This window comes from Bradyrhizobium sp. I71 (assembly GCF_022354745.1).
GTDB lineage: Bacteria > Pseudomonadota > Alphaproteobacteria > Rhizobiales > Xanthobacteraceae > Bradyrhizobium > Bradyrhizobium liaoningense.
In genome coordinates this window covers 2,881,806-2,904,808 of sequence record NZ_CP059398.1, presented here as the reverse complement: position 1 = coordinate 2,904,808, position 23,003 = coordinate 2,881,806, and the positions used below count along the sequence as shown (strand labels likewise).

The window sequence follows — 23,003 nt, the reverse complement described above, 5'->3', positions numbered from 1 at the left end:
CGCTGTGCGAGCCCCGGAATGACAGTGGAGAATTACAACGAAACGCCTGGCGGGATGTCCGCCTCGGTCACGCCCACCAGCTCCATGTTGGTGATGATCGCGTTGCGGATGAAGCCGAGGCCCTTGTTGAAGTCGATCCAGGTGTTGACGTAGTCGCGCCAGGTCTTGTCCGTCTCGCGGCGGAAGCCGGCATTCGACGTGGTGGCGAAGATCGGCGTCGGAAGCACGAGCTGGCCGAGCGAGGGATTCTTCTTCAGCACGGTCAGCGACAGCATGGTGATCAGGCACTGCGCGTCGACGCGGCCGGTCTGGAGCGCGGCGGTGGCGTCGTCGGCGGTCTTCAGCCGCGTGATCTGCGCCTTCGGCGTCAGGCGGCTGACCACCTGGTCGTGCGAGGAGCCCTGGTCGACCGCGATCTTGATGTCGGGCGAGTTCAATTCGGCCCAGCTCTTCGGCTTGAAGTCCTTCTTGCAGAGGATGGCGAACGCGTTGTTGAAGACCGGCACCGAGAAGTCCACCACCAGTGCGCGCTTCGGAGTCGGGTTGAGGCCGAAGAAGATGTCGATCTTGTTGGCCTGCAGGTCGAGCACCGAATTGCCCCAAGTGGTCTCGGTGATCTCGAGCTCGGCCTCCATGTCGTCGGCGAGGCCCTTCGCGATGTCGATGTAGAAGCCCTTCCACTGGCCGGAGGCGAGGTCCTTCATGTAATAGGGCGCGCCGCCGCCGACCGCGCCGATCCGCATCTTCTTGGTCCGGCGGATGCGGGCGAAGGTCGATTCGTTCGGATCGGCCGTCTGGGCCACGGCCGGCGAAGCCAGCGCGGCCGCTGTCACCGCGCCCAATCCGACAATCGATGCAACATCACGACGTGTAACCATTAGGATCAATCGCTTTTCTGGTTGGATGGAGTTCCGGGCAGGCGTTCTTAGCAAGGTGGTCCGCACGGTGAAAGCACAGCCTGTCGGCTGGGCAGGCCGGGAATTGCCCGGATACTGGGCAAGCTCGATCTGGTTCAATCCGATACCCGCTTGCTTTCCGCTCCCTTTGGCCCCAAATAGGGACCGGGAGATTGGCGGTGGACGAGCCACTCGCCAACCGGGTCAGGTCCGGAAGGAAGCAGCCCTAACGAGGTCCGGATCGGGTCGCTCGTCAGTCTCCTACCTGTTTTTTCGAGCGAATTGCGCCGGCGGTTGTCCCGCCAGCGCGCTCCTTTCCGCAAGAGCCGGCCGAGAGAGATTTCATTGCGGATCGACCGATGACCGACGCCGGCGCCCCTCCCAATCCCGATAGCGCCAGCCAGGCTGGCTTTGCCCTCGGTGCCCAGCCGGGCACACCCTATCGGGTGCTGGCGCGCAAATACCGCCCTTCCTCATTCGACGATCTGATCGGCCAGGAGGCGGTGGTCCGCACCGTCTCCAATGCGTTCGAGACCGGGCGCATTCCGCAGGCCTGGATCCTCACCGGCGTCCGCGGCGTCGGCAAGACCACCACCGCGCGCATCCTCGCCCGCGCGCTCAACTACGAGATGCCGGATGGTTCGGTGAAGGGTCCGACCATCCACATGCCGACCTTGGGCGTGCACTGCCAGGCGATCATGGAAAGCCGGCACATGGACGTGCTGGAGATGGACGCCGCCTCGCACACCGGCGTCGACGACGTCCGACAGATCAATGACAGCGTGCGCTATGCCCCCGCCAGCGCCCGCTACAAGGTCTACATCATCGACGAAGTCCACATGCTGTCGACAGCGGCGTTCAACGCCTTCCTGAAGACGCTGGAGGAGCCGCCGGAGCACGCCAAGTTCGTGTTCGCGACGACGGAGATCCGCAAGGTTCCGGTCACCGTGCTGTCGCGCTGCCAGCGCTTCGACCTGCGCCGGGTCGAGGCGGACGTGCTGATGAAGCACCTCGCCAACATCGCGGCCAGGGAAAACGTCGAGATCGAGCCGGAGGCACTCGGCATCATCGCGCGCGCCGCCGAAGGCTCCGTGCGCGATTCGCTGTCGCTGCTCGACCAGGCGATCGCCCACGCGGCCGGCACCGTCAAGGCCGATGCCGTCCGGCAGATGCTGGGCCTCGCCGACCGCACCCGCGTCATCGATCTCTTCGACTCGCTGGTGCGTGGCGACATCGCCGCGGCATTCAAGGAGTTCCGCGAGCAGTACGACGTCGGCGCCGATCCCATCGTCGTGCTCTCGGACCTCGCCGAATTCGTCAATTTCGTCACCCGCGTGAAGGTCATCCCGGCGACCGCCGACAACGTCGCCTACGGCGAGACCGAGCGGGTGCGCGCGCGCGACTTTGCGTCCAAGATTTCCATGCGCGTGCTGTCGCGGATGTGGCAGATGCTGCTCAAGGGCATCACCGAGGTGCAGGCCGCGACGCGCCCCGCAGCCGCGGCGGAAATGGTTCTGGTGCGCATTGCCTATGTCGCCGACCTGCCGACACCGGACGAAGCGATCAGGATGCTGGAGCAGAACGGCGGCGGTTCCCCGGTCGTGAGCGGCGGCAGTGCGGCGCGCAGCGCGCCTTCGGCGCCGGTCGCGTCCGCGGCGCCCGTTCGCATGCCGACCTCCTCGCCCTCTTCGTTCGGCGGTGGCGCGGCCCGGCCGCAGATGGCAGCCCCAGTGCCGGATCCGCAAGCCGCGGCACCGCAGCTGCGCATCACCAGCTTCACGCAGCTCGTCGCGCTCGCCGGGCAGAAGCGTGACATCATGACCAAGAGCGCGCTCGAAGGCGACATGCGCCTCGTCCGCTTCGAGGAGGGCCGGCTGGAAGTCGCGCTCGAGCCCAATGCCTCCAAGACCATGATCTCCGAGCTCGCGAGGAAGTTCGAGCTGTGGACCGGCCGCCGCTGGACGGTGATCGTCTCCAACGAGCAGGGCCAGCCGACGCTGCGCTCCGTGAACCAGGCGGCCAAGCAGCAGCATGCCCGTACCGCGGAAGCCGATCCGCGCGTGCAGGAGGTACTGTCGCGCTTCCCCGGAGCAAAGGTCGTCGAGGTTCGCAGGCTTGCCCCCGAGGCGCCGGAAACCGATATTAACGCCGACTATGGCAGTGACGATCCGCCCGACGGTTCCGACGGCGACGATTTCTAGCGCATGATCCGGAAAAGTGCGAAGCGGTTTTCCGATAAGATCATGCGCAAACAATATGCTAAGGCGCGATGATGATTCATAGCGCCTGAGCCTCTTTCAAGGACACCCGACCCATGGCTGATTTTCTCGGCATGATGAAGCAGGCGGCGCAGCTGCAATCCAAGATGCAGGAGATGCAGGAGCAACTCGCCAACGTCGAGGTCGAAGGCATCTCCGGCGGCGGGCTCGTCGCCGTGCGCATGACCGCGAAGATGGACGTGAAGGGCATCAAGATCGATCCCTCGCTGATGAAGGCGGAAGAGCGCGAGGTGCTGGAAGACCTGCTCGTCACCGCGCTCAGTGATGCCCGCCGCAAGGCCGAGACCGCCATGCAGGAGAAGATGCAGGCCCTCACGGGCGGGCTCGGCCTGCCACCGGGGTTGTTCGGCCAGTAAGATGGGCGCGGTTGCAGGTCCTGAGATCGAGCGGCTGGTCCAGCTGCTCGCACGGCTGCCGGGCCTCGGTCCGCGCTCGGCGCGGCGCGCTGCGCTGCATCTGATCAAGAAGCGCGAAGCGCTGATGATGCCGCTGTCTTCGGCCCTCCAGGTCGCGCTGGACAAGGTCCAGGTCTGCAAGACCTGCGGCAACATCGACACGCAAAATCCCTGCACGGTCTGCACCGATTCGAAACGCGATCCCTCCATCATCGTCGTCGTCGCCGACGTCGCCGACCTCTGGGCGCTGGAGCGGGCCAATGCCACCCAGGGGCGCTATCATGTGCTGGGCGCGACATTGTCGCCGCTCGACGGCGTCGGTCCGCAGGATCTCACCATCGATTCGCTGGTGGCGCGCGCGCATGATTCGCAGGTGCACGAGATCATCCTGGCGCTGAATGCGACGGTCGACGGCCAGACCACCGCGCATTACATCACCGACCTGCTTCAGGACGCCAATGTGAAGGTGACGCGGCTCGCCCACGGAGTTCCTGTCGGCGGCGAGCTTGATTATCTCGATGAAGGTACGCTATCGGCTGCGATGCGGCAGCGCACCCTGTTCTAGCCATCCAGACTTCACGGAACGGACGACATGACGAAACTTTTCGCCACACGATCGGCTTTGGTCGCGACGATGATGATGCTGGCGACCCCGGCCATCTCCGCGCAGCAGGGCGACGAGATGCCGCCGCCGTCCAAGCCCGGCAAGCCGATCAACACCGGCGACGTGCTCTCCGGCGAGCTGAACGCGATGAAGGTCCGCGACGTCAAGAACGGCAAGCGCGTCGCGACCTACCAGATCACCTCCGAGCCGCGCCGCCTGCCGCCGCCGAACGGGCTGTGCAATCTCGAGACCGGGCCGGAGACCTTCCAGCTCGTCACCTCCACCGATGCGCAGGCTGCGCAGCTGAAATCGTTCGTCGGCAAGGAGATCTCGGTCAAGGTCGACGAGATCGCCTGCGCCAGCGATGCCGGCCAGATGAGCGAGGCCGTGATCACGAAGTGGAGCCTGATCAAGAAGCAGTAGGGGGCGCGCGACGCTGTCTCCGCCGTCATTGCGAGGAGCCCTTGCGACGAAGCAATCCAGACTGCCGCTGCGGTGACAGTCTGGATTGCTTCGCGGAGCCTGTCATCGGGCCGCGCGTTCGCGCGGACCCGGTGGCTCGCAATGACGAACGAGAGAGGTGAGTTCTACACTCGCACCTGCTCCAACGTGTCGAAATGCCCGCGCTTCTGCAGCCACGCCAGTAGCATCAGGCTCGGAATGGCGACGAGCACGGAGATCGCGAAGAACATCGGCCAGCCCGTCGCCTTCGCCAGATAGCCCGCGCCCGATGACAGGTAGGTGCGTCCCACGGCGGCAAGCGCCGTCAGCAGCGCATATTGGGTCGCGGTGTGCAGCGGGTTCTGGCACAGCGCCGAGAGATAGGCGACGAAGATCACGGTGCCGATGGCGTTGCAGAAATTGTCGGAGGTGATTGCGAGGGTCAGCGCCCATTCATTGACGCCGACGAGCGCCAGCCATGAGAACGACAGGTTGGAGATTGCCTGCACGATGCCGCCGATCCACAGGCTCGTTGCGAGCGAATAACGCCGTGCCACGAACCCGCCGGCAAACCCGCCGGCCAAGGTCGCTGCGATGCCGACGCCCTTCACGATCACCGCGTAGTCGTTCCGCGTGAAGCCGATGTCGATCACGAACGGCACGGTCATGTTGCCGGAAAATGCGTCGGTGAACTTGAACAGCACGACGAAGGCAAGCGCCGCCCACGCTTCCTTTCGCTGCAAGAATTCCGAGAACGCGCCCATCGCGGCATGGAACACCCGCATCAGCGCGTCCTCGTTCTGCGTGGCAGACTCGGCGCGCTTGGATTGTGCGGGCTCGGTGGCGGCCAGCGCCGTCACCGTGCCAATCAGCACCAGAGCCGCCATCACCACATAGCCCCACATCCAGGCGGCGCCACGAGGGACGATCGCCTCGAAGCCGGTGACGATGAACAAGGCGCCCGCGGTCGATACCAGCATGCCGATGCGATAGGCGGCGACATAGGCGGCCATGCCGGCCGCCTGCTCGCTTTCGGGCAGGCTCTCGACGCGGAATGCATCGACGACGATGTCCTGCGTCGAGGACATCGTCGCGACCAGGAGCGCACCAAGCGCGACGAACAGCGGCGAGCGCGCCGGATCGGTCAGCGCCAACAGCAGGATCGCGCCGATCAGCAGCAGCTGCGAAAACACCAGCCACCCACGCCGGCGGCCAAAGGTGCGCGTGAAGAACGGCACATGCAGCGCATCGACCAGCGGCGCCCACAGGAATTTGAGCGTGTACGGCGTTCCAACCAGTGCAAAGAGCCCGATCGTTCCGAGATCGACCCCCGCCTCGGCCATCCACACCAGCAGCGTCGATCCCGACAGCGCCAGCGGCAGCCCCGAGGAGAAGCCGAGGAAGAGCACGATCAGCACCCGCGGCTGCAGGTAAACGGCAAGGCTGTCGCGCCAGGAGGCAGCGGGAGCGCCAGCGGAGGAAGTCGCGTCGGGTGCGGTCATGGGAGAGGTGTTAGCAGATTCTGGGGGCGCTGCCTCTGCTACAGAACTCGTTATGCCCGGGCTTGTCCCGGGCATCCACGTTCTTGGCGCCGCTCAAAGGTCGTGGATGGCCGGGACAAGCCCGGCCATGACGGCGTGGGCTCTACTCTCCCGCCTGAAGTTTCCGCGGGAACAGCTCCGGCGCGGCTGTCGCCACCAGCCGCGGAGCCTCCGGCGCATCGGTCTTGCTGAAATCCAGCTCCTCGATTCGTCCCGCGCGCTTCTCGATCTTGTCGGCGGAGATCAGCACCTGGCGGACGTCCTCGTTCACATCGGCAAAATGCTTTTGCAGCTTCAGCACGCGATCGCGCAGGCGGCCGAGATCGTCGCCGAGCCTGATCACTTCGGTGCGGATCTGGTCGGCGGCGTCGCGCATGCGCGCGTCCTTCATGATCTGCTGCATCACCTGGATCGCGAGCATCAGCAGCGACGGCGACACCAGCACGACGCGGGCGCGATAGGCCTTCTGGATCACGTCGTCGAAACCGTCATGGATCTCGGCGTAGACGGATTCCGACGGCACGAACATCAGCGCCATCTCCTGGGTCTCGCCGGCGACGAGATATTTTTCGGCGATATCGCTGACGTGCTTCATCACGTCGCCGCGCAGTCGTTGCGTGGCGATTCGCCGTTCCTCGTCGGTGCGGGCGTCGTGCAGCGCCGTCATCGCCTCCAGCGGGAATTTGGCGTCGATGCAAAGCGGGCGCTGATCGGGCAGGAACACGACGCAGTCCGGGCGCTTGCCGGTGGAGAGCGTGAACTGGAACTCGTAGGCACCCTTCGGCAGCCCGTCCTGGACGATCGCCTCCATCCGCGCCTGGCCGAAGGCGCCGCGCGACTGCTTGTTGGCGAGCACGTCGCGCAAGGTGGTCACCTGCGTGGTGAGGTCGGTCAGGTTCTTGTGCGCGCTGTCGATGATGCCGAGCCGCTCATGCAGGGCGCGCAGGCTCTCCATCGTGTTGCGGGTGGAGTGTTCCATGGACTGGCCGACGCGGTGGGTCACCGAATCCAGCCGCTCGTTCACCGCCCGCGCCATCTCGGCCTGGCGGCCGGCCAGAGCCTGGGTCATGGCATCGACCCGGCCCGACGACTCGCTCTGCGCCCGCAGCACCTCGCTCAGACGTTCCTCGAGCTCGTCGGCCCGGATGGCGTTGGCCATGGCGAGTTCCGCGCCGCGCCGCCCGGATCGCGCGATCACGACCGCAATCACCACCAGCAGGATGAGAACCAGGGCGCCGAAGCCGATCAGCGCGTCCACGACGCGCACGGGCCACTCGCCGAGCATGAAGATGAGGTCGTTCATGCCGACCCTTCTAGCCGATTCGCCGGGGCGTACGAACGAATAGCGAACATTTATGGTGAATGCTCCGTTAATTTTTATGGTTAACGAAACCTGAAGTTTTATGGTTAGCGGAGGGTTAACGGGGTTCCTGGCCGCATTGACCGCATCCGGCGCGCGGCTTAAATCGCCGCCATGGCCCTACGAGAAATCATCATCCTGCCGGACAAGCAGCTGCGCCTGGTCTCCAAGCCGATCGAGAAGGTCACGTCGGAGATCCGCAAGCTTGCCGACGACATGTTCGAGACCATGTACGACGCGCCCGGCATTGGCCTCGCGGCGATCCAGGTCGCGCAGCCCTTGCGCCTGATCACCATGGACCTTGCCAAGCGCGACGAGAGCGGCGAGACCAAGCGCGAGCCGCGCGTCTTCATCAATCCTGAAATCCTAGCTTCCTCCGAGGAGCTCTCGGTCTACGAGGAAGGCTGCCTCTCGATCCCCGAATATTACGAGGAGGTCGAGCGCCCGGCGAAGGTGCGCGTGCGCTTCACCGATCTCGACGGCAAGGTGCACGAGGAGGACGCTGAAGGCCTCTTCGCCACCTGCATCCAGCACGAGATCGACCATCTCAACGGCGTGCTGTTTGTCGACTATCTCTCCAAGCTCAAGCGCGACCGCGTGATGAAGAAGTTCGAGAAAGCCGCCAAGCGCGCGGTGGAGTAGGCCACGTCCTCCACCGTCATGCCCGGCCTTGTGCCGGGCATCCACGTTCTTTGCCGCCTCGAGCAGGAAGAACGTGGATGGCCGGGACAAGCCCGGCCATGACGAGTACCTTGCTCGTTTCGAGGATTGTCTCGCCACATGCCCCTTCGCCTCATCTTCATGGGCACGCCCGATTTCTCCGTGCCGACGCTGCTCGAGCTGGTCGCACATGGCCACGAGATCGTCGCCGTCTACACCCGTGCGCCGAAGCCGGGCGGACGGCGCGGGCTGCAATTGCAGCCGACCCCGGTCGAGGAGGCCGCGCGAAAACTCGGCATTCCCGTGCTGACGCCGAAGACGCTGAAGACGCCGGAGGCACTGGAAGAGTTTCGCGCGTTCGAGGCCGATGCGGCCGTCGTCGTCGCCTATGGCATGATCCTGCCGCAGGCGATCCTCGATGCGCCAAAGCTCGGCTGCTACAATCTGCACGCTTCGCTGCTGCCGCGCTGGCGCGGCGCCGCGCCCATCAACCGCGCGATCATGGCCGGCGATGCCGAGAGCGGCGTGATGGTCATGAAGATGGACGTCGGCCTCGACACCGGCGACGTCGCCATGGCCGAGCGGCTCGCGATCACGGACAACATGACGGCGGCGGATCTGCACGATCGTCTCTCGCGCCTCGGTGCCGATCTGATGGTGCGGGCGATGGCCGCGCTCGATCGCGGCGGGCTCCAGCTCAAGAAGCAGGGCGAGGACGGCGTCACCTATGCCGCCAAGATCGACAAGGCCGAGGCGCGGATCGACTGGACGAGGCCCGCGCGCGCCGTGCTTCGCCACATCCACGGCCTGTCGCCGTTCCCCGGCGCCTGGACGGAGCTGGAGAGCGCGCGCGTCAAGATCCTGCGCTGTGAGATGGCGAAAGGCGCCGGTGAGCCGGGCGCGGTGCTCGACGATCAACTCACCGTCGCCTGCGGCGACGGCGCGATCCGAATCATCGAGCTCCAGCGTGAGGGTAAGGGCCGGATGCAGGCCGCGGACTTCTTGCGCGGCGTGCCGTTGAAGGCGGGAGCGAGGTTCAACTAGTCAGCGATGCCCCGCTACAAGCTCACCATCGAATATGACGGCGCGCCGTTTTTCGGCTGGCAGGTGCAGGACACGCTGCCCTCGGTGCAGGGCGCGCTGGAAGCGGCCGTGAAGGCGATGACGGGGGCGGATCTGCGGGTGCATGGCGCCGGCCGCACCGATGCCGGCGTGCATGCGCGCGGACAGGTCGCGCATGTCGACGTCGACAAGCCGTTTCCGCCGGGCCGTTTTCGCGACGGGCTCAACGCGCATCTGCGCCCGCATCCGATCGCGGTGCTCGAGGCCGAGATCGTGCCTGATAGTTTCGAGGCGCGCTTCTCGGCGGTCAGGCGCCACTACCGCTATCGCATCGTCAACACCCGCGCCAATCTCGCGCTCGACGCCGGCCACGCCTGGCGCGTGCCGCACCGGCTCGATGCCGACGCGATGCATTCAGCGGCGCAGCGCCTGCTCGGCAAGCACGATTTCACCACCTTCCGCGACACCGAGTGCCAGGCCAAGTCGCCGGAGAAGACGCTCGACCAGCTCGACGTGCTGCGCGACGGCCGCGAGATCACGATTCTCACCTCGGCGCGCTCGTTCCTGCACAGCCAGGTCCGTTCGATGGTGGGATCGCTGGTCTGGGTCGGCGAGGGGCGCTGGACCGCCGACGATCTCTCTGCAGCGCTCGCCGCACGCAACCGCGCCGCCTGCGGCGTCGTCGCCCCGCCGGAGGGACTGTATCTGATGAAGGTGGACTATTAGCGGCTGAAGCCGCCACTGCCGTCATGGCCGGGCTTGTCCCGGCCATCCACGCTCTTTCTTTACAGCGGCGCCGAAGAACGTGGATGCCCGGGACAAGCCCGGGCATGACGGCGGAGGGGGTGGCGGTTCGCGCCTACCCGAAATACCGCGTCAGGATCCCGCGATACACCCGCGTCAGCTTCTCCAGATCCGCCACCGGCACGCGCTCGTCGACCTGATGCATGGTCTGGCCGACCAGGCCGAACTCGATCACCGGGCAATAGCTCGCGATGAAGCGCGCATCCGAGGTCCCGCCGCTCGTCGACAGCTCCGGCTTGCGGCCCGTCACCTCCTCGATCGCGGCGACGGCGAGATCGGTGAAGGGGCCGGGCTTGGTCACGAACACGTTGGAGTTCGACGGCTCCCAGACGATGCGGGCCTTGATACGGTTGCCGCAGGCCTTGGCGAGGCGGGCCTCGACCAGCTCGCGCAGGCTCGCCTGGGTGTGGTTGTCGTTGTAGCGGATGTTGAATCGGGCGCGTGCCTCGCCGGGGATGACGTTGAACGCCTTGTTGCCGACATCGACCGAGACGAATTCGAGATTGGAGGCCTGGAACTGCGCGCTGCCATGGTCGAGCGGCTCGTCCGAGATCGCAACGATCAGCCGCGAAATGTCCGGCACAGGATTGGAGGCGCGATGCGGGTAGGCGACGTGACCCTGCACGCCGTCGACGACGAGCGTGCCGGATTGCGAGCCGCGGCGGCCGACCTTGATGGTGTCGCCGAGCATCTCGACATTGGAGGGCTCGCCGAGCACGCAATGATCGAATTTTTCGCCGCGTTCGGCGGCCCATTTCAACAGCTTGACGGTGCCGTTGATGGAGACGTCTTCCTCATCGCCCGTGATCAGGAACGAGATCGAACCTTTTCCGTCGCTGCGCGGCTTGCCGCCATTGGCCGCGAGATGCTCCAGCACCGCAGCCACCGAGCAGGCGATGCCGCCCTTCATGTCGACGGCGCCGCGGCCGTGCAGGACGCCGTCCTTCACCTCGCCGGAGAATGCGCCGACGCTCCAGGCGCTCTCATCGCCCGGCGGCACCACGTCGGTGTGGCCGGCGAAGGTGATGTGCGGACCTTCCGTGCCGATCCGCGCGTAGAGATTGTCGACGTCGGCGGTGCCGGGTTCGCTGAAGGTCACGCGGTGGCAGGTGAAGCCGGCTGCATTCAGGGCCTTTTCAAGCACCCCGAGCGCGCCGGCATCGGCCGGGGTCACCGAGGGGCAGCGGATGAGATCGCGGGCAATGGAGAGAGCATCGGTCATGCGCGTCGGATCAATCCCGCAGCAGCTCGTTGATGCTGGTCTTGGACCGCGTGCGTTCGTCGACGCGCTTGACGATCACGGCGCATGCGGTGCTCGGGCCGATCTGGCCATTCTTCATCGGCTTGCCGGGCAGCGCGCCGGGCACCACGACGGAATACTCCGGCACTTCGCCCATGAAGACCTCGCCGGTCTCGCGGTCGACGATCTTGGTCGAGGCGCCCAGGAACACGCCCATCGCCAGCACCGCGCCCTTGCGCACGATCACGCCTTCGGCGACCTCGGAGCGCGCGCCGATGAAGCAATCGTCCTCGATGATGACGGGCTCGGCCTGCAGCGGCTCGAGCACGCCGCCGATGCCGGCGCCGCCCGAGATGTGCACGCGCTTGCCGATCTGCGCGCAGGAGCCGACGGTGGCCCAGGTGTCGACCATCGTGCTCTCATCGACGTAAGCGCCGAGATTGACGAAGGACGGCATCAAGACGACGTTCTTGGCGATGAAGGCCGAGCGGCGGACGATGGCGCCCGGCACCGCGCGAAAACCGGCGTCGCGAAAGCGGTTCTCGCCCCAGCCCTCGAACTTCGATGGCACCTTGTCCCACCAGGTCGCCTTGCCGGGGCCGCCGGGAATCACGCCCATGTCGTTGAGGCGGAAGGACAGCAGCACGGCCTTCTTCAGCCACTGATTGACCTTCCACTTGCCGTCGGCGCCGCGCTCGGCAACGCGCGCCTCGCCCTTGTCGAGGATCTCCAGCGACTGGTCCACGGCCTCGCGCACCTCGCCCTTGGTCGTGGTCGAGATGCCGTCGCGCGCCTCGAAGGCGCTGTTGATGGTGGATTCGAGGGCTGCAAGGGACATCGGAATTTCCTCTAGGGAGCGGGAATTTTGGTGGATTGGGGCGCTTTTTCGGGATTTGGAAAGGTCAAGTCAAGCGCACATTCGTGGTTGCCGGGTTTGTCTCGGCCATCCTCCACGGTCATTCCGGGGCGATGCGGAGCATCGAACCCGGAATCTCGAGATTCCGGGTTCGCCCTTCGGGCGCCCCGGAATGACGGTGGCCGCTACCTCACCGCAGCGCCGCCAAGAACCCCGCCAGATCATCCGTGACGTGGTCGACATGGGCGGCATCCCGGCCCTCCAGTTCCCAGTCCTCCCGCACCACCTCCTTGGTGCCGTCAGGCACTACCAGCACCGTGGTCATGCCGAGCTGGTGCGGGACGGTGAGGTTGCGGGCGAGGTCCTCGAACATGGCGGCGCGGGTGGGATCGACCGCATGCTGGCTGAGGAATTTCTGGTAGGTCTGCGGCGAAGGCTTGGGCTCGAATTCGGCGGCGATGATGTCGAATACACCGTCGAAATGCGAGGCGAAGCCGAGCCGCGCCAGCACCGCGTCGACATGGTCGACCGAGCCGTTGGTGAGAATCAGCTTGCGGCCCGGCAGCTTTGCGATGGCAGTGCCGAGCGCCGGATTCGGCTCCAGCGGCGAGTGGTCGATCTTGTGGACGTAGGCGAGATAGTCGTCGGCGGAGACGCCATGCAGGGTCATCATGCCGCGCATCGTGGTGCCGAAGCGCCGGTAATAGTCCTTCTGGATCGCCCGCGCTTCCTCGGGGCCGACATTCAGCCAGTTGCAGACGAACTCCCCGATCCGCGCATCGACCTGCTGCCACAGATTGACGTGATGCGGATAGAGCGTGTTGTCGAGGTCGAACACCCAGGTGTCGACGTGGTCGAAGGCGCGGGGCGGGGTCATTGCAGATCTCTAAGTTTTGCCAGCGGACGTAGCCTCATTCTCCGCTGTCGTCCCGGACAAGCGAACGAAGTGAGCGCCGATCCGGGACCCATAACCCCAGGGAGTTGTTTGGCGAAGGCTGATAACCACCATCTCGTGCCATAACCAAATCCTGTGGTTATGGGTCCCCGCGTTCGCGGGGACGATGGCGAAATGTGAGGCGTCACCATCGTCACCATCACGGCACCGCGAACCGCACCGTCTTGCCGCCGCTCGACATGTCCACGGCGCCAAAGCCCGTCGGCGCAAATCCGCGCGCGCCGCAATCGGTCTGCTCGCTGGTCTCGAACTTGGTCTCGCGCGTGCAGAGCTGCCTGTCGCCGCCCCAGTTCAGCGGCCGATCCTTCAGCTTGACGATGCGGTTGTCGGCGTCGACCGCTTCCGCGAAGCTGAAGATCTGCTTGGGCTGGCCGGTCACATCGGGGTGCAGGCAGGTCTTGGGATCGATGCGATACCAGCCACGGCTCGTCACGGACTTGCCGTCATCGGTCGCGATCGCGGCCATCACCTTGTGCGGCGTGTCGTTGCACCAGGTGAGGCCGGTCGCAGAGGGCGTCTGCACGGCGTCGACCATGGTCTTGAACAGGTTCGGGGAGGCCACGACGTCCGACGACAATCCGCGGCTCTTGAGGAAGGCGGCCAGCGCGGCCTGCGTCTTCGGCCCGTCGACGCCATCGATCGGCGCTGCATCGTAGCCTGCGATCACCAGCAGCCGCTGGATGCCGGCAAGGCGCGCCTGCTCGTCGTCATATTCGGAATCTTCGGCGAGATACGCAACGAGGTTGCCATCCGCTCCTTGCGTCGGAGTCACTTGCGTGAATGCGGCCTGGGTCTGACCGCTCCGGCATTGCCGCGCCGCGGCGATGACGAAATTGTCCTGCGCGACGCACAGCATGTCGCGGCCGCTCTGCGGGATCGGCGAGGCGCCGTAGACGCCGAGCGCGCGGGCATTGAGCAGGATGCGGTCGGCCGTCAACGTGCCCTGCACCACCACGCGGCAGGTGGCGGGATCGATCCTGAACCAGCCGCGCGTCGCGGTCGCCGCCTTGTCGTCGATGCCGATCGCGGCCTCCACGACATAGGACATGCGGTTGCAGATCTTGAGGTCGGCAAGGGCCGGCGCGGAGGAGAACAGGAACGAGACGGCTGCGGCTGGCAGTGTCATCAGGAAGCGCGTCAGGGGTGAGCGGCGGTGTGGCCTCGGCCTTCGTTCGTCATGCCCGGCCTTGTGCCGGGCATCCACGTTCTTGGCGCGGCAGGAAAGATCGTGGATGGCCGGGACAAGCCCGGCCATGACGGCTCCCTTGGTCCGCTCCCGCATCACTTGTGGATCAGCGTGCCTGTGCCCTGGTTGGTGAAGAGCTCGAGCAGCACCGCGTGTGGCATCTTGCCATCGATGATGACGACGCCCTGCACGCCCTGCTCCAGCGCGTAGATGCAGGTCTCCACCTTCGGGATCATGCCGCCCGAAATGGTGCCGTCGGCGATCAGCTTTCGCGCGTCCTTGACCGAGAGCTGCGGGATCAGCTTCTTCGACTTGTCGAGCACCCCCGGCACGTCGGTGAGCAGCAGCAGGCGCTTGGCTTTCAGCGCGCCCGCGACGGCGCCGGCAAAGGTGTCGGCGTTGATGTTCAGCGTCTGGCCGTCCTGCGAGGTCGCGAGCGGCGCCAGCACCGGGATCAGCTCGTAGCCGATCAGCTGGTTGAGCAGCGTGAGGTCGACCTTCTCCGGGTCGCCGACGAAACCGAGGTCGATCGCCTTCTCGATGTTCGAGCCCGGATCGACGATGGTGCGCGTCGTCTTCGACGCCTTCACCATGTTGCCGTCCTTGCCCGACAGCCCGACGGCCTTGCCGCCGGCTTCGTTGATGTAGCCGACGATCTGCTTGTTGACGGAGCCGGCCAGCACCATCTCGACGATCTCGATGGTCGCGGCGTCCGTGATGCGCAGGCCGGCTGCGAATTCCGAGACGATGCCGAGGCGCTTGAGCATGGTCGCGATCTGCGGGCCGCCGCCATGCACCACCACCGGATTGATCGCGGTCTGCTCCAGCAGCACGATGTCGCGGGCAAAGTTCTTCGCGGTTGCTTCGTCGCCCATGGCATGGCCGCCATATTTGATGACGATGGTTTCCTCGTCATACTGCTGCATGTGCGGCAGCGCTTCGGACAGGATGCGGGCCTGGTCGAGCGGAGAGATGTCGGTCATGTCGCGGTCTCGCTGGCGGGACGGTCGGTGCGCGTTCTATCCGATTGCCGGGCGGGGCGCAAAGTGTGGTGTTCTTGCCCTCTCCCCTTGCGGGAGAGGGTGGTCGCCGCGTAGCGGCGAGACGGGTGAGGGGTTTTATCCCCGAGCGCCCTTGTGCAGTGGCGTCTACGGATAGAGACCCCTCATCCGGCGCTTCGCGCCACCTTCTCCCACAAGGGGAGAAGGAAGAAAGTGGCACTATTCTCTGGAAATCGCCACCGCCGCCACGCTCACCGCCAGCCAGCCCGCGATCATCACCATTCCACCCGTCGGCGCCGCGTACGGAAACAGCGCGTGACCCGCATATTGCCGCAAGGTGAGGTCGCCCGCGAACAGCGCGGCGCCGATCACGAAGCCGAACGCCGCAACGAATCCAATTCCGCCGTGCAGAAGGCCGCGCGCGAGCAGGGCTGTGGCGGCAAGTATGGCCGTTGCATGAAACAGCAGCATGGCGCTCGCCGACGCCAGTCGGCTCGCATCGGCGCCGTGGGCGGAGGCCGCGGCCAGCGCGACGCCGGCGGCGCCCATCAATCCGGCAAGCCCGATCAGGAGGCGATGGGCCACCATTACTTGCTCCGCTCTTCCAAGAGCTTCGCCATCGCGGCGCGCAAGCTCTCCATGCCGGTGGAGCTGCGCGAGGAGGTCGCGAGCACGGTCGGAAACGCGGCCGGATGCTTGGCGAGCGCAGCCTCGGTCTCGGCGATGCGCGCTTGCAGCTCGGCGGCCTTCACCTGGTCGGTCTTGGTCAGCACGATCTGGTAGCTGACGGCGGAGCGGTCGAGCGTCCCAAGCACTTCGAGATCGACGTCCTTGAGGCCGTGCCGCGCGTCGACCAGCACGTAGACGCGCGCCAGCGAGGCGCGGCCGAGCAGGAATTTGTGGATCAGCTCGGTCCAGGACGCGACCTGGCTCTTCGGCGCCTTGGCGTAGCCGTAGCCGGGCATGTCGACGAGGCGCAGGTCGCTTTTCCCGGGCACCTCGAAGAAGATCAGCTCCTGGGTGCGGCCCGGCGTATGCGAGGTGCGCGCCAGGCCGTTGTGCCCCGTCAGCGCGTTGATCAGGCTGGACTTGCCGACGTTGGAGCGGCCGGCAAAGGCGATCTCCAGCCCCGCCATCGGCGGCAGCGTGGCGATCGAGGGTGAGGCCCAGATGAACTGCCAGTCGCGGGCAAACAGCTTTCGCCCGGCTTCGATCAGCTTCGCATCTTTGTCGTCGGTCATGCGAAGCCTCTATCCTTTCGTCATGGCCGGGCTCGTCCCGGCCATCCACGTCTTGTTACTGGGCGAGCTTCCAAAACGTGGATGCCCGGGACGAGCCCGGGCATGACGATGTGGAGGCTCTTGCGTCCGCGTGACGGGGCGCGATCGTGAGGGACCTACGTCGCCTTCTTCGCGAACGTCGCCTTGAGATTGTCGAACAGCTCCACCTTCACGCCGTTGCGGCGCATGATGTAGCTCTGCTGGATCACCGAGAGCAGATTGTTCCAGGCCCAGTAGATCACGAGGCCCGCCGGGAAGCCCGCCAGCATGAAGGTGAAGATCAGCGGCATCCAGTTGAAGATGAGCTGCTGCGTCGGATCCGGCGGCGTCGGGTTCAGCTTCATCTGGAACCACATCGTGATGCCCATGATGATCGGCCAGATGCCCAGCGCGAGGTAGTGGCCGAACACCGGGATCGTGGTCGGATCGAACGGGAGCAGCCCGAACAGGTTGAACAAATTGGTCGGATCCGGCGCCGAGAGGTCCTTGATCCAGCCGTAGAACTTCGCGTGCCGCATCTCGATGGTGACGAACAGCACCTTGTAGAGCGAGAAGAACACCGGGATCTGGATCAGCACGGGAAGACAGCCGGCGACCGGATTGATCTTCTCCTTGCGGTAGATCTCCATCATCTCCTGCTGCTGCTTCACCTTGTCGTCGGGATAGCGCTCCTTCAGCGCCAGAAGCTGCGGCTGGATCGACTTCATCTTCGCCATCGAGGCGTAGGATTTGTTCGCCAGCGGGAAGAACAGCAGCTTCACGATCACGGTGACGAGCAGGATCGAGATGCCGAAATTGCCGAAGAAGCGGAAGAAGAAGTCGAGGCCGAGGAACATCGGCTTGGTGAGGAAGTAGAACCAGCCCCAGTCGATCAGCAGATCGAAATGGTTGAGGCCGAGCTCCTTGTTGTAGCCGCCGAGCCCGGCGAACGGGAACACGCCGACGACGCCGGCTTCCTTGGCGCCGGCGAACAGCCGCGCGTTCGCCGTGCCGGTGCCGCCGATCGGGACGGTGACGGGATCGAGCAGGTAGTCGGTCTGGTAGGTGTGGACGTTGCCGACCGGGTTCGACGAGAAGCGCGCCTGGAGCTGGGCATTGGTGTCCGGCAGCAGCGCGGAGGCCCAGTACTTGTCGGTGATGCCGAGCCAGCCATTGGTGGCCTTGAAGTTCACCGCCTTGGCTTCGTCGATCTTCTTGTAGGCGTATTCCTGCAAGCCATGGTCGCCGAGATAGCCGATCAGGCCTTCATGCAGGATGTAATAGCCCGACACCTGCGGCGCGCCGTGCCGCGAGATCAGCGCGAACGGATAGAGCGTGACCGGCGCGTTGCCGACATTGCTCACCTCGTCCTTGATGGTGAAGAGATAATGGTCGTCGACCGCAATGGTGCGGCGGAAGGTGAGGCCCTCGCCATTGTCCCATTTCAGCACCACCGGCGTCGACGGCGTCAGGCTGCCGCTGCCGTCCTGCTGCCAGACGGTCTGGGCATCGGGCATCTTCGCCGTCACGCCAGTCGCCGCCACCCAGCCGAACTCGGCGTAGTAGGGCTCCGCCGTGCCCGAGGGCGAATAGAGGACGATCGGCGGCGACTTCGGGTCGACCGTTTCGCGGAATTGCACCAGAGCGATGTCGTCGATCCGGCCGCCCTTCAGCGAGATGCTGCCGGCGATGCGCGGGGTTTCGATCTTGACGCGCGGGCCGGCTGCAATGGCGGCCTCGCGGGCGACGACCGGCTGGGCCTGCTGGCCCGCGCCCGGCGTCGCCGGCTGGGTCACGCTGCCCGGCTGCGGCGCGGTGCCGGGAGTCGCGGAGGCCGTCGGCTGCGGCGTGGATTTCTGAAGCTCGGTCTGCGCCTGCTGGGCGCGCTGCTTCTCCATCTGCGGCACGTTGTAGAAATACTGCCAGGCGATCAGCACGAGGCCGGACAGAATGACGGCGAGGATGGTATTGCGATTATCGGTCATCTCGAATGTCTCGTCATCAATCCGGTTTGCGGCTGGCAGCGGGAGCGGGGCCGGGCCTCTGGCCGCGCGCTTTGGCCGTATGCCGCGCGGGCTTCGTGAACGCTATGCGCAGATCGTCGAGCATGGTGGCGAAGTCGCGCGACAGCGCGTCCCTTCGTCCGACCAACACATAGTCATGATGAGGCTGCATCGATACCGGATCGAGCCGCTTCACCAATTCGCGAAGCCGGCGCCGGATGCGATTGCGCTCGGGGGCGTTGCCGTTCTTTTTGGTGACGGTGAAGCCGATCCGGATCGGACCAAAGTCATCGCGGCGACGGCTTTGCAGGACGAACGCGGGACTATTCACCCGCGCGCCATTGGCAACGGCGAGGAAATCCGCCCGCTGCCTCAGCCGATCCATGATGAAATCCCAAAAGGGGGTCCGGCTCAGGCGCTCAGACGCTTGCGGCCGCGGGCGCGGCGGGCGGCGAGGACCTTGCGACCGCCGGCAGTGGCGAGGCGGGCGCGGAAGCCGTGACGGCGCTTGCGCACCAGTTTGCTGGGTTGATAAGTCCGCTTCACGGGTTTTTCTCCGCTGACCGGGCAATTTGCCTGTAGAATTGATGGTAAAGTCCGGAAGATGCGGCCCAAAACGGGCCCTTTCCGGCCCTTAGAGAGCCGCTCCCGGTGTCGCACCGGGTCATCGCGGACAATTCGCGCGGCTTATAAGGGAGCGTCTTCTCTTCGTCAACGCCGCACAAGCGCGCGATTCCGGTGAATATCGCTGTTTGTGCGGGGTTTTTAACCCTTGAGGTGGCGACTCGCGATATCAGCACATACATCCCACCTTGGTAGATTAGCGATCCGTAATTTGACCGGACTCCGGGCGGGCCGCATCCTCCATCAGCCAAGGCCAACAGGGGCGAATTTCGTGGTAGCCACAGATCGCCAGCCGATCCAGGATCTGGATCAGCCGGACCAGCCGGCGATGCGCCCCCGCGGGACGCGCGGGCTCGGGCTGTCTGGCAAGCTGCTGCTGCTGACCATTCCCCTGGTGATGATCGCCGCGGTGCTGCTCTACGTGCCGGCCATCGCCAACTTCTGGGTCAACCGGCTGAACGACCGCGTTGCGGCGGCCAATACGGCGGCGCTGGTGCTGGATGCGGCGCCGCTCGGCATGGTTCCCGATTCGCTGTCGCGCCAGATCCTGAAAAGCATCAATGCCCGTGCCGTCGCCATCAAGATGGGCCAGCAGCGCCGTCTGCTCGCCAGCGACAACATCCCGTCCGCCCTCGAGCATGACATCGACCTGCGCGACATGACGGCCTGGGAGGCGATCACCGGCTCGTTCCGGATGATGCTGGAGACCGGAAACCAGGCCATCCGCATCGTCGGACCGGGGGTCGGCAATGCCCAGTTCATCGAGATCGTCACCGACGAGCTGCCGCTGCGGCAGCAGATGTACCGCTTCTCCCGCAACCTCGTGGTGGTCGCGCTGATCATCGCGGTGCTGACGGCGGGCCTCGTCTATCTCGCGCTCCATTATCTCTTCGTGCGGCCGATGCGGCGGCTGACGGCGAGCCTGGTCGGCTTCCATGAGAACCCCGAGAGTTCGGCCGGGATCATCGTGCCGAGCCAGCGCAGCGATGAGATCGGCGTGGCCGAGCGGGAATTGTCGGACATGCAGCGCGATCTGATGTCGATGCTGCATCAGAAGAGCCGGCTCGCCGCCCTCGGTCTCGCGGTCTCCAAGATCAATCACGATCTGCGCAATCTGCTCGCCTCGGCGCAGCTCCTGTCGGACCAGCTCGCCAGCGTGCCGGATCCGCGGGTGCAGCGCTTTGCGCCCAAGCTCGTGCGCTCGCTTGAGCGCGCCATCGCGTTCTGCCAATCGACATTGTCCTACGGCCGCGCCCAGGAGGCCGCGCCCGACCGCCGCATGATCCTGATCGAGCCGGTCGTGCTCGAGGTGCGCGAGACCGCGGGGCTCGCCAACGATGCCTCGATCGCCTGGGTCGCCGCGATCGAGCGCGGGCTGGCGGTCGATGCCGATCCCGACCAGCTGTTCCGGGTATTGCTCAACCTCGTCCGCAACGCCGCCCAGGCGCTCGAAAGCCACGCGTCGGGTGAGGGCCGCGTCCAGCAGATCCGGATCATCGGAAAGCGCGAAGGCGCCGTCGCGATCATCGAGGTCTCCGACACCGGCCCCGGCGTCCCCCAGAAGACCCGGGAGCACCTGTTCGAGGCCTTCCAGACCTCCGGCCGCCCCGGCGGCAGCGGCCTTGGCCTCGCCATCGCGGCCGAGCTGGTGCGCGCCCATGGTGGCGACATCCACCTGGTCGAAGGCACCATCGGCGCCACCTTCCGGATCGTCATCCCCGATCGCCCCGTGGAGCTGCTCTCCATCCGCAACGAGCGGGCCAGGGCGTAGTCGGCCAGCGGCCGAGCGAACCAGTCATTCCGGGGCGGCGCGAAGCGCCGAACCCGGAAGCCGGAGGGTTATGGGGGCGAGATTCCGCATTTCTCGGTGATCGAGCCCGGCATGGGCCGAGCGAAGCCGTCATCGCCCTGCAAAATCTCTCCCTCCCGGACCTTGCCAATCGGGACAAGAGCGGTTAGTCAGAGCGCTCTTTCGCACCCCTCCCGGCCCTCCGGGAGCTGCGTCGCGGGTTACGCCCGCTATCGCTGTTTGCGAAGATGCGCCCGTAGCTCAGCTGGATAGAGCATCAGACTACGAATCTGAGGGTCGGACGTTCGAATCGTTCCGGGCGCGCCATTTTCGGCCATTCAGTGCAGAACAGCGTACAATTCCTCGCGCTGAGCCTTTTGCCCGATTGAGGGCCACAACGTTCAGGGCCCGCGTGCCCGGCCCGACACAGGGGTAGGTTCGCCTCACGCGACGCCGACGGGCTTCTCCAGGTCGGCCCAGATCTTCGCAAAATAATGCTGGAACGCTGTATCGGTGCGCAGCGCGGCGGGATCGCGGCCCTCCCGCGGCAACTCGATCATGTGTAGTGCGCGCACCGTGGCGGGCCGCGCGCTCAGCACCAGCACGCGGTCGGCCATGGCGATGGCTTCGCCGATATCGTGAGTGACGAGGATCGCGCTCTTGCCGCGCTCGGCGATGATGCGGGAGACGTCGGCCTGCATCAGCAGGCGCGTCTGGAAGTCGAGCGCCGAGAACGGCTCGTCGAGCAGGATCACTTCGGGATCGAAGGCGAGCGTGCGCATGATGGCGACGCGTTGGCGCATGCCGCCGGAGAGCGCCGCGGGCTTGGCCTGTTCGAAGCCGGCGAGGCCATAGGCCTTGATCAGCCCCAGTGCGATCTCGCGCGCGCGCGACGTCGGCGTTTTGCGGATCTCCAGCCCGAGCATGACGTTGTCGAGCACGCTGCGCCACGGCAGCAGCAGATCCTTCTGCAGCATGTAGCCGACATGGCCCGCGGCATCGTCGACGCGGCGGCCACCGACCTCGACATGGCCTCGGGTCGGCCGCAGCAGGCCGGCGATGGCGTTGAACAGCGTGGACTTGCCGCAGCCGGAGGGGCCGACGATCGCGAGCGTCTCGCCGCGGCGCAGCTCGAAATCCACCTTGCGGATCGCCTCGACCGGACGGCCTTCGCCTTCGAAGGTGACGCCGACATTCTCGGCGCGCAGCACGATCGGCTCCGAGCCTGCAATATTCTGCGCAAGCGCGTTCATCGGTCCACCTCTCTGCAGAAGTCGAGCAGCGTGTCGTTGAAGATATCCGGTGTGACCACGCTGAAGGCATGCGCCCCCCAACCCACCTCGTGCACGCGCGCGCCGGGAATGGAAGCGGCGAGCTCGCGGGTGAGATAGGCCGGCACCAGCGCGTCGTCCTTTGCGGACGACAGCAGCGTGGGTACGTTGATCTCCTTGAGGCGCCGGCCGCCCTCGAATGCCAGGAACATGTCGATGCGCTGGTTCATCGTCGCGACGGAGGGGAAGTGTTTCAGGATGCGTTCTTCCTCCGCGTCGAGATGGGCGATGTTCTCGGAGATCCATTGCGGCGGATAGAGGAACAGCGGCTGCGCGCGCACATAGGCTTGCGGTCCGGACTGGTTGAGCAGCGCTTTCCGGATCTCGAAGCAGCGCCGCAGGAACGGATCGGCGCGGCCCCAGCCGTTGACGATGGTGAGGCTGCGCAGGCGTTTCGGATGACGCAGCGCCAGCTCCATGCCGACAATGCCGCCGATGGCGTGGCCGACGACATGCGCGGCGTCGACGTTTGCATGGTCGAGCACGCTGGCGATGTCGTCGGCCATGCCGGCGATGCTGCGATCGCTTCGTGCGCTGCGGCCGGTGCCGACGTGATCGTAGAGAATGACCTGATGGCGCTCGGTGAGCGCATCCAGCTGCGGCGCCCAGAACGAGCCGCTGCCGCCCATGCCGGCCGAGAGCAAAACCGGCGTACCGTGCCCGTGAACTTCGTAATAGATCTCGGCATCCTTGCCGCGTGCAAAAGCCATGACGTCC

23 protein-coding genes, 1 tRNA gene and 1 other RNA gene are annotated in these 23,003 nt (G+C 65.7%); 10 read left to right on the top strand and 15 right to left on the bottom strand.

What is annotated here, in order from left to right:
* Positions 1-32 precede the first annotated feature (32 nt).
* Positions 33-878: a transporter substrate-binding domain-containing protein gene (locus FJV43_RS14255; RefSeq protein ID WP_131871811.1), complete on the bottom strand. Its 846-nt coding sequence runs from the start codon at positions 876-878 to the stop codon at positions 33-35.
* 186 nt (positions 879-1,064) lie between these two features.
* On the opposite strand from FJV43_RS14255, the gene ffs reads away from it, so the two are divergent.
* From ffs to FJV43_RS14230, 5 genes are all read left to right on the top strand, one after another.
* An RNA gene (gene ffs, locus FJV43_RS14250) (signal recognition particle sRNA small type) lies at positions 1,065-1,161 on the top strand.
* A gap of 94 nt (positions 1,162-1,255) precedes the next feature.
* Positions 1,256-3,097: a DNA polymerase III subunit gamma/tau gene (locus FJV43_RS14245; protein ID WP_239627848.1), complete on the top strand. Its 1,842-nt coding sequence runs from the start codon at positions 1,256-1,258 to the stop codon at positions 3,095-3,097.
* Positions 3,098-3,210: 113 nt separating this feature from the next.
* A complete protein-coding gene (locus FJV43_RS14240) occupies positions 3,211-3,531 on the top strand; it encodes a YbaB/EbfC family nucleoid-associated protein (RefSeq protein WP_028176358.1) in 321 nt (106 codons plus the stop codon).
* Position 3,532: 1 nt separating this feature from the next.
* Positions 3,533-4,135: a recombination mediator RecR gene (gene recR / locus FJV43_RS14235; protein ID WP_239627846.1), complete on the top strand. Its 603-nt coding sequence runs from the start codon at positions 3,533-3,535 to the stop codon at positions 4,133-4,135.
* A gap of 27 nt (positions 4,136-4,162) precedes the next feature.
* Complete coding sequence (locus FJV43_RS14230) at positions 4,163-4,597, top strand: hypothetical protein (protein ID WP_239627844.1); 435 nt, start codon at positions 4,163-4,165, stop codon at positions 4,595-4,597.
* A 164-nt stretch (positions 4,598-4,761) separates the two neighbouring features.
* Here the strand turns inward: FJV43_RS14230 and FJV43_RS14225 are convergent, their stop codons facing one another.
* Both FJV43_RS14225 and rmuC read right to left on the bottom strand, forming a co-directional pair.
* The gene (locus FJV43_RS14225) at positions 4,762-6,117 is read right to left on the bottom strand and encodes an MFS transporter (protein WP_239627842.1); all 1,356 of its coding nucleotides are present in this window, start codon (positions 6,115-6,117) and stop codon (positions 4,762-4,764) included.
* A gap of 142 nt (positions 6,118-6,259) precedes the next feature.
* A complete protein-coding gene (rmuC, locus tag FJV43_RS14220) occupies positions 6,260-7,459 on the bottom strand; it encodes a DNA recombination protein RmuC (protein ID WP_239627840.1) in 1,200 nt (399 codons plus the stop codon).
* Between the two features lie 171 nt (positions 7,460-7,630).
* Between rmuC and def the strand changes: the two genes are divergently transcribed.
* From def to truA, 3 genes are all read left to right on the top strand, one after another.
* Positions 7,631-8,158, top strand: coding sequence for a peptide deformylase (gene def, locus FJV43_RS14215; RefSeq protein ID WP_239627838.1), 528 nt, complete (start codon positions 7,631-7,633; stop codon positions 8,156-8,158).
* A gap of 138 nt (positions 8,159-8,296) precedes the next feature.
* The gene (gene fmt, locus FJV43_RS14210; protein ID WP_239627836.1) at positions 8,297-9,220 is read left to right on the top strand and encodes a methionyl-tRNA formyltransferase; all 924 of its coding nucleotides are present in this window, start codon (positions 8,297-8,299) and stop codon (positions 9,218-9,220) included.
* A 6-nt stretch (positions 9,221-9,226) separates the two neighbouring features.
* A complete protein-coding gene (gene truA / locus FJV43_RS14205) occupies positions 9,227-9,964 on the top strand; it encodes a tRNA pseudouridine(38-40) synthase TruA (RefSeq protein ID WP_239627834.1) in 738 nt (245 codons plus the stop codon).
* A gap of 133 nt (positions 9,965-10,097) precedes the next feature.
* Here the strand turns inward: truA and dapE are convergent, their stop codons facing one another.
* The 10 genes from dapE to rpmH form a co-directional block, all read right to left on the bottom strand.
* Positions 10,098-11,264, bottom strand: coding sequence for a succinyl-diaminopimelate desuccinylase (gene dapE / locus FJV43_RS14200; RefSeq protein WP_239627832.1), 1,167 nt, complete (start codon positions 11,262-11,264; stop codon positions 10,098-10,100).
* A 10-nt stretch (positions 11,265-11,274) separates the two neighbouring features.
* A complete protein-coding gene (gene dapD, locus FJV43_RS14195; protein WP_035669192.1) occupies positions 11,275-12,120 on the bottom strand; it encodes a 2,3,4,5-tetrahydropyridine-2,6-dicarboxylate N-succinyltransferase in 846 nt (281 codons plus the stop codon).
* 208 nt (positions 12,121-12,328) lie between these two features.
* Positions 12,329-13,015, bottom strand: coding sequence for a pyrimidine 5'-nucleotidase (locus FJV43_RS14190; RefSeq protein ID WP_239627830.1), 687 nt, complete (start codon positions 13,013-13,015; stop codon positions 12,329-12,331).
* A gap of 217 nt (positions 13,016-13,232) precedes the next feature.
* Entirely contained in the window at positions 13,233-14,219 is a 987-nt protein-coding gene (locus FJV43_RS14185) for a DUF1036 domain-containing protein (RefSeq protein WP_239629424.1), read from the bottom strand.
* Positions 14,220-14,374: 155 nt separating this feature from the next.
* Complete coding sequence (gene argB / locus FJV43_RS14180) at positions 14,375-15,262, bottom strand: acetylglutamate kinase (protein WP_028176345.1); 888 nt, start codon at positions 15,260-15,262, stop codon at positions 14,375-14,377.
* Between the two features lie 237 nt (positions 15,263-15,499).
* Entirely contained in the window at positions 15,500-15,868 is a 369-nt protein-coding gene (locus FJV43_RS14175) for a DUF423 domain-containing protein (protein WP_239627828.1), read from the bottom strand.
* Positions 15,868-16,521, bottom strand: a complete 654-nt coding sequence (gene yihA, locus FJV43_RS14170; protein WP_239627827.1) for a ribosome biogenesis GTP-binding protein YihA/YsxC — start codon at positions 16,519-16,521, stop codon at positions 15,868-15,870. Before yihA ends, FJV43_RS14175 begins: the two co-directional genes overlap by 1 nt.
* A gap of 155 nt (positions 16,522-16,676) precedes the next feature.
* Positions 16,677-18,524: a membrane protein insertase YidC gene (gene yidC, locus FJV43_RS14165; RefSeq protein ID WP_239627825.1), complete on the bottom strand. Its 1,848-nt coding sequence runs from the start codon at positions 18,522-18,524 to the stop codon at positions 16,677-16,679.
* Between the two features lie 16 nt (positions 18,525-18,540).
* Positions 18,541-18,927, bottom strand: coding sequence for a ribonuclease P protein component (gene rnpA, locus FJV43_RS14160; protein ID WP_061879588.1), 387 nt, complete (start codon positions 18,925-18,927; stop codon positions 18,541-18,543).
* Positions 18,928-18,953: 26 nt separating this feature from the next.
* A complete protein-coding gene (gene rpmH / locus FJV43_RS14155) occupies positions 18,954-19,088 on the bottom strand; it encodes a 50S ribosomal protein L34 (protein WP_008542748.1) in 135 nt (44 codons plus the stop codon).
* Positions 19,089-19,437: 349 nt separating this feature from the next.
* On the opposite strand from rpmH, the gene FJV43_RS14150 reads away from it, so the two are divergent.
* Complete coding sequence (locus tag FJV43_RS14150; RefSeq protein ID WP_239627823.1) at positions 19,438-20,937, top strand: HAMP domain-containing sensor histidine kinase; 1,500 nt, start codon at positions 19,438-19,440, stop codon at positions 20,935-20,937.
* Positions 20,938-21,205: 268 nt separating this feature from the next.
* Positions 21,206-21,282, top strand: a tRNA-Arg gene (locus tag FJV43_RS14145).
* A 116-nt stretch (positions 21,283-21,398) separates the two neighbouring features.
* On the opposite strand, the gene FJV43_RS14140 is transcribed toward FJV43_RS14145, so the two are convergent.
* Both FJV43_RS14140 and rutD read right to left on the bottom strand, forming a co-directional pair.
* On the bottom strand, positions 21,399-22,208 hold the full coding sequence (locus FJV43_RS14140) for an ABC transporter ATP-binding protein (protein WP_239627822.1): 810 nt from the start codon (positions 22,206-22,208) through the stop codon (positions 21,399-21,401).
* A complete protein-coding gene (rutD, locus tag FJV43_RS14135; protein ID WP_239627820.1) occupies positions 22,205-22,996 on the bottom strand; it encodes a pyrimidine utilization protein D in 792 nt (263 codons plus the stop codon). The genes FJV43_RS14140 and rutD overlap by 4 nt, the downstream gene beginning before the upstream one ends.
* Positions 22,997-23,003 lie beyond the last annotated feature (7 nt).

Coding starts and splice junctions, on each gene's coding strand:
- FJV43_RS14255 (WP_131871811.1), bottom strand. CDS start 878: ATGGTTACACGTCGTGATGTTGCATCGATTGTCGGATTGGGCGCGGTG.
- FJV43_RS14245 (WP_239627848.1), top strand. CDS start 1,256: ATGACCGACGCCGGCGCCCCTCCCAATCCCGATAGCGCCAGCCAGGCT.
- FJV43_RS14240 (WP_028176358.1), top strand. CDS start 3,211: ATGGCTGATTTTCTCGGCATGATGAAGCAGGCGGCGCAGCTGCAATCC.
- recR (WP_239627846.1), top strand. CDS start 3,533: ATGGGCGCGGTTGCAGGTCCTGAGATCGAGCGGCTGGTCCAGCTGCTC.
- FJV43_RS14230 (WP_239627844.1), top strand. CDS start 4,163: ATGACGAAACTTTTCGCCACACGATCGGCTTTGGTCGCGACGATGATG.
- FJV43_RS14225 (WP_239627842.1), bottom strand. CDS start 6,117: ATGACCGCACCCGACGCGACTTCCTCCGCTGGCGCTCCCGCTGCCTCC.
- rmuC (WP_239627840.1), bottom strand. CDS start 7,459: ATGAACGACCTCATCTTCATGCTCGGCGAGTGGCCCGTGCGCGTCGTG.
- def (WP_239627838.1), top strand. CDS start 7,631: ATGGCCCTACGAGAAATCATCATCCTGCCGGACAAGCAGCTGCGCCTG.
- fmt (WP_239627836.1), top strand. CDS start 8,297: ATGCCCCTTCGCCTCATCTTCATGGGCACGCCCGATTTCTCCGTGCCG.
- truA (WP_239627834.1), top strand. CDS start 9,227: ATGCCCCGCTACAAGCTCACCATCGAATATGACGGCGCGCCGTTTTTC.
- dapE (WP_239627832.1), bottom strand. CDS start 11,264: ATGACCGATGCTCTCTCCATTGCCCGCGATCTCATCCGCTGCCCCTCG.
- dapD (WP_035669192.1), bottom strand. CDS start 12,120: ATGTCCCTTGCAGCCCTCGAATCCACCATCAACAGCGCCTTCGAGGCG.
- FJV43_RS14190 (WP_239627830.1), bottom strand. CDS start 13,015: ATGACCCCGCCCCGCGCCTTCGACCACGTCGACACCTGGGTGTTCGAC.
- FJV43_RS14185 (WP_239629424.1), bottom strand. CDS start 14,219: ATGACACTGCCAGCCGCAGCCGTCTCGTTCCTGTTCTCCTCCGCGCCG.
- argB (WP_028176345.1), bottom strand. CDS start 15,262: ATGACCGACATCTCTCCGCTCGACCAGGCCCGCATCCTGTCCGAAGCG.
- FJV43_RS14175 (WP_239627828.1), bottom strand. CDS start 15,868: ATGGTGGCCCATCGCCTCCTGATCGGGCTTGCCGGATTGATGGGCGCC.
- yihA (WP_239627827.1), bottom strand. CDS start 16,521: ATGACCGACGACAAAGATGCGAAGCTGATCGAAGCCGGGCGAAAGCTG.
- yidC (WP_239627825.1), bottom strand. CDS start 18,524: ATGACCGATAATCGCAATACCATCCTCGCCGTCATTCTGTCCGGCCTC.
- rnpA (WP_061879588.1), bottom strand. CDS start 18,927: ATGGATCGGCTGAGGCAGCGGGCGGATTTCCTCGCCGTTGCCAATGGC.
- FJV43_RS14140 (WP_239627822.1), bottom strand. CDS start 22,208: ATGAACGCGCTTGCGCAGAATATTGCAGGCTCGGAGCCGATCGTGCTG.
- rutD (WP_239627820.1), bottom strand. CDS start 22,996: ATGGCTTTTGCACGCGGCAAGGATGCCGAGATCTATTACGAAGTTCAC.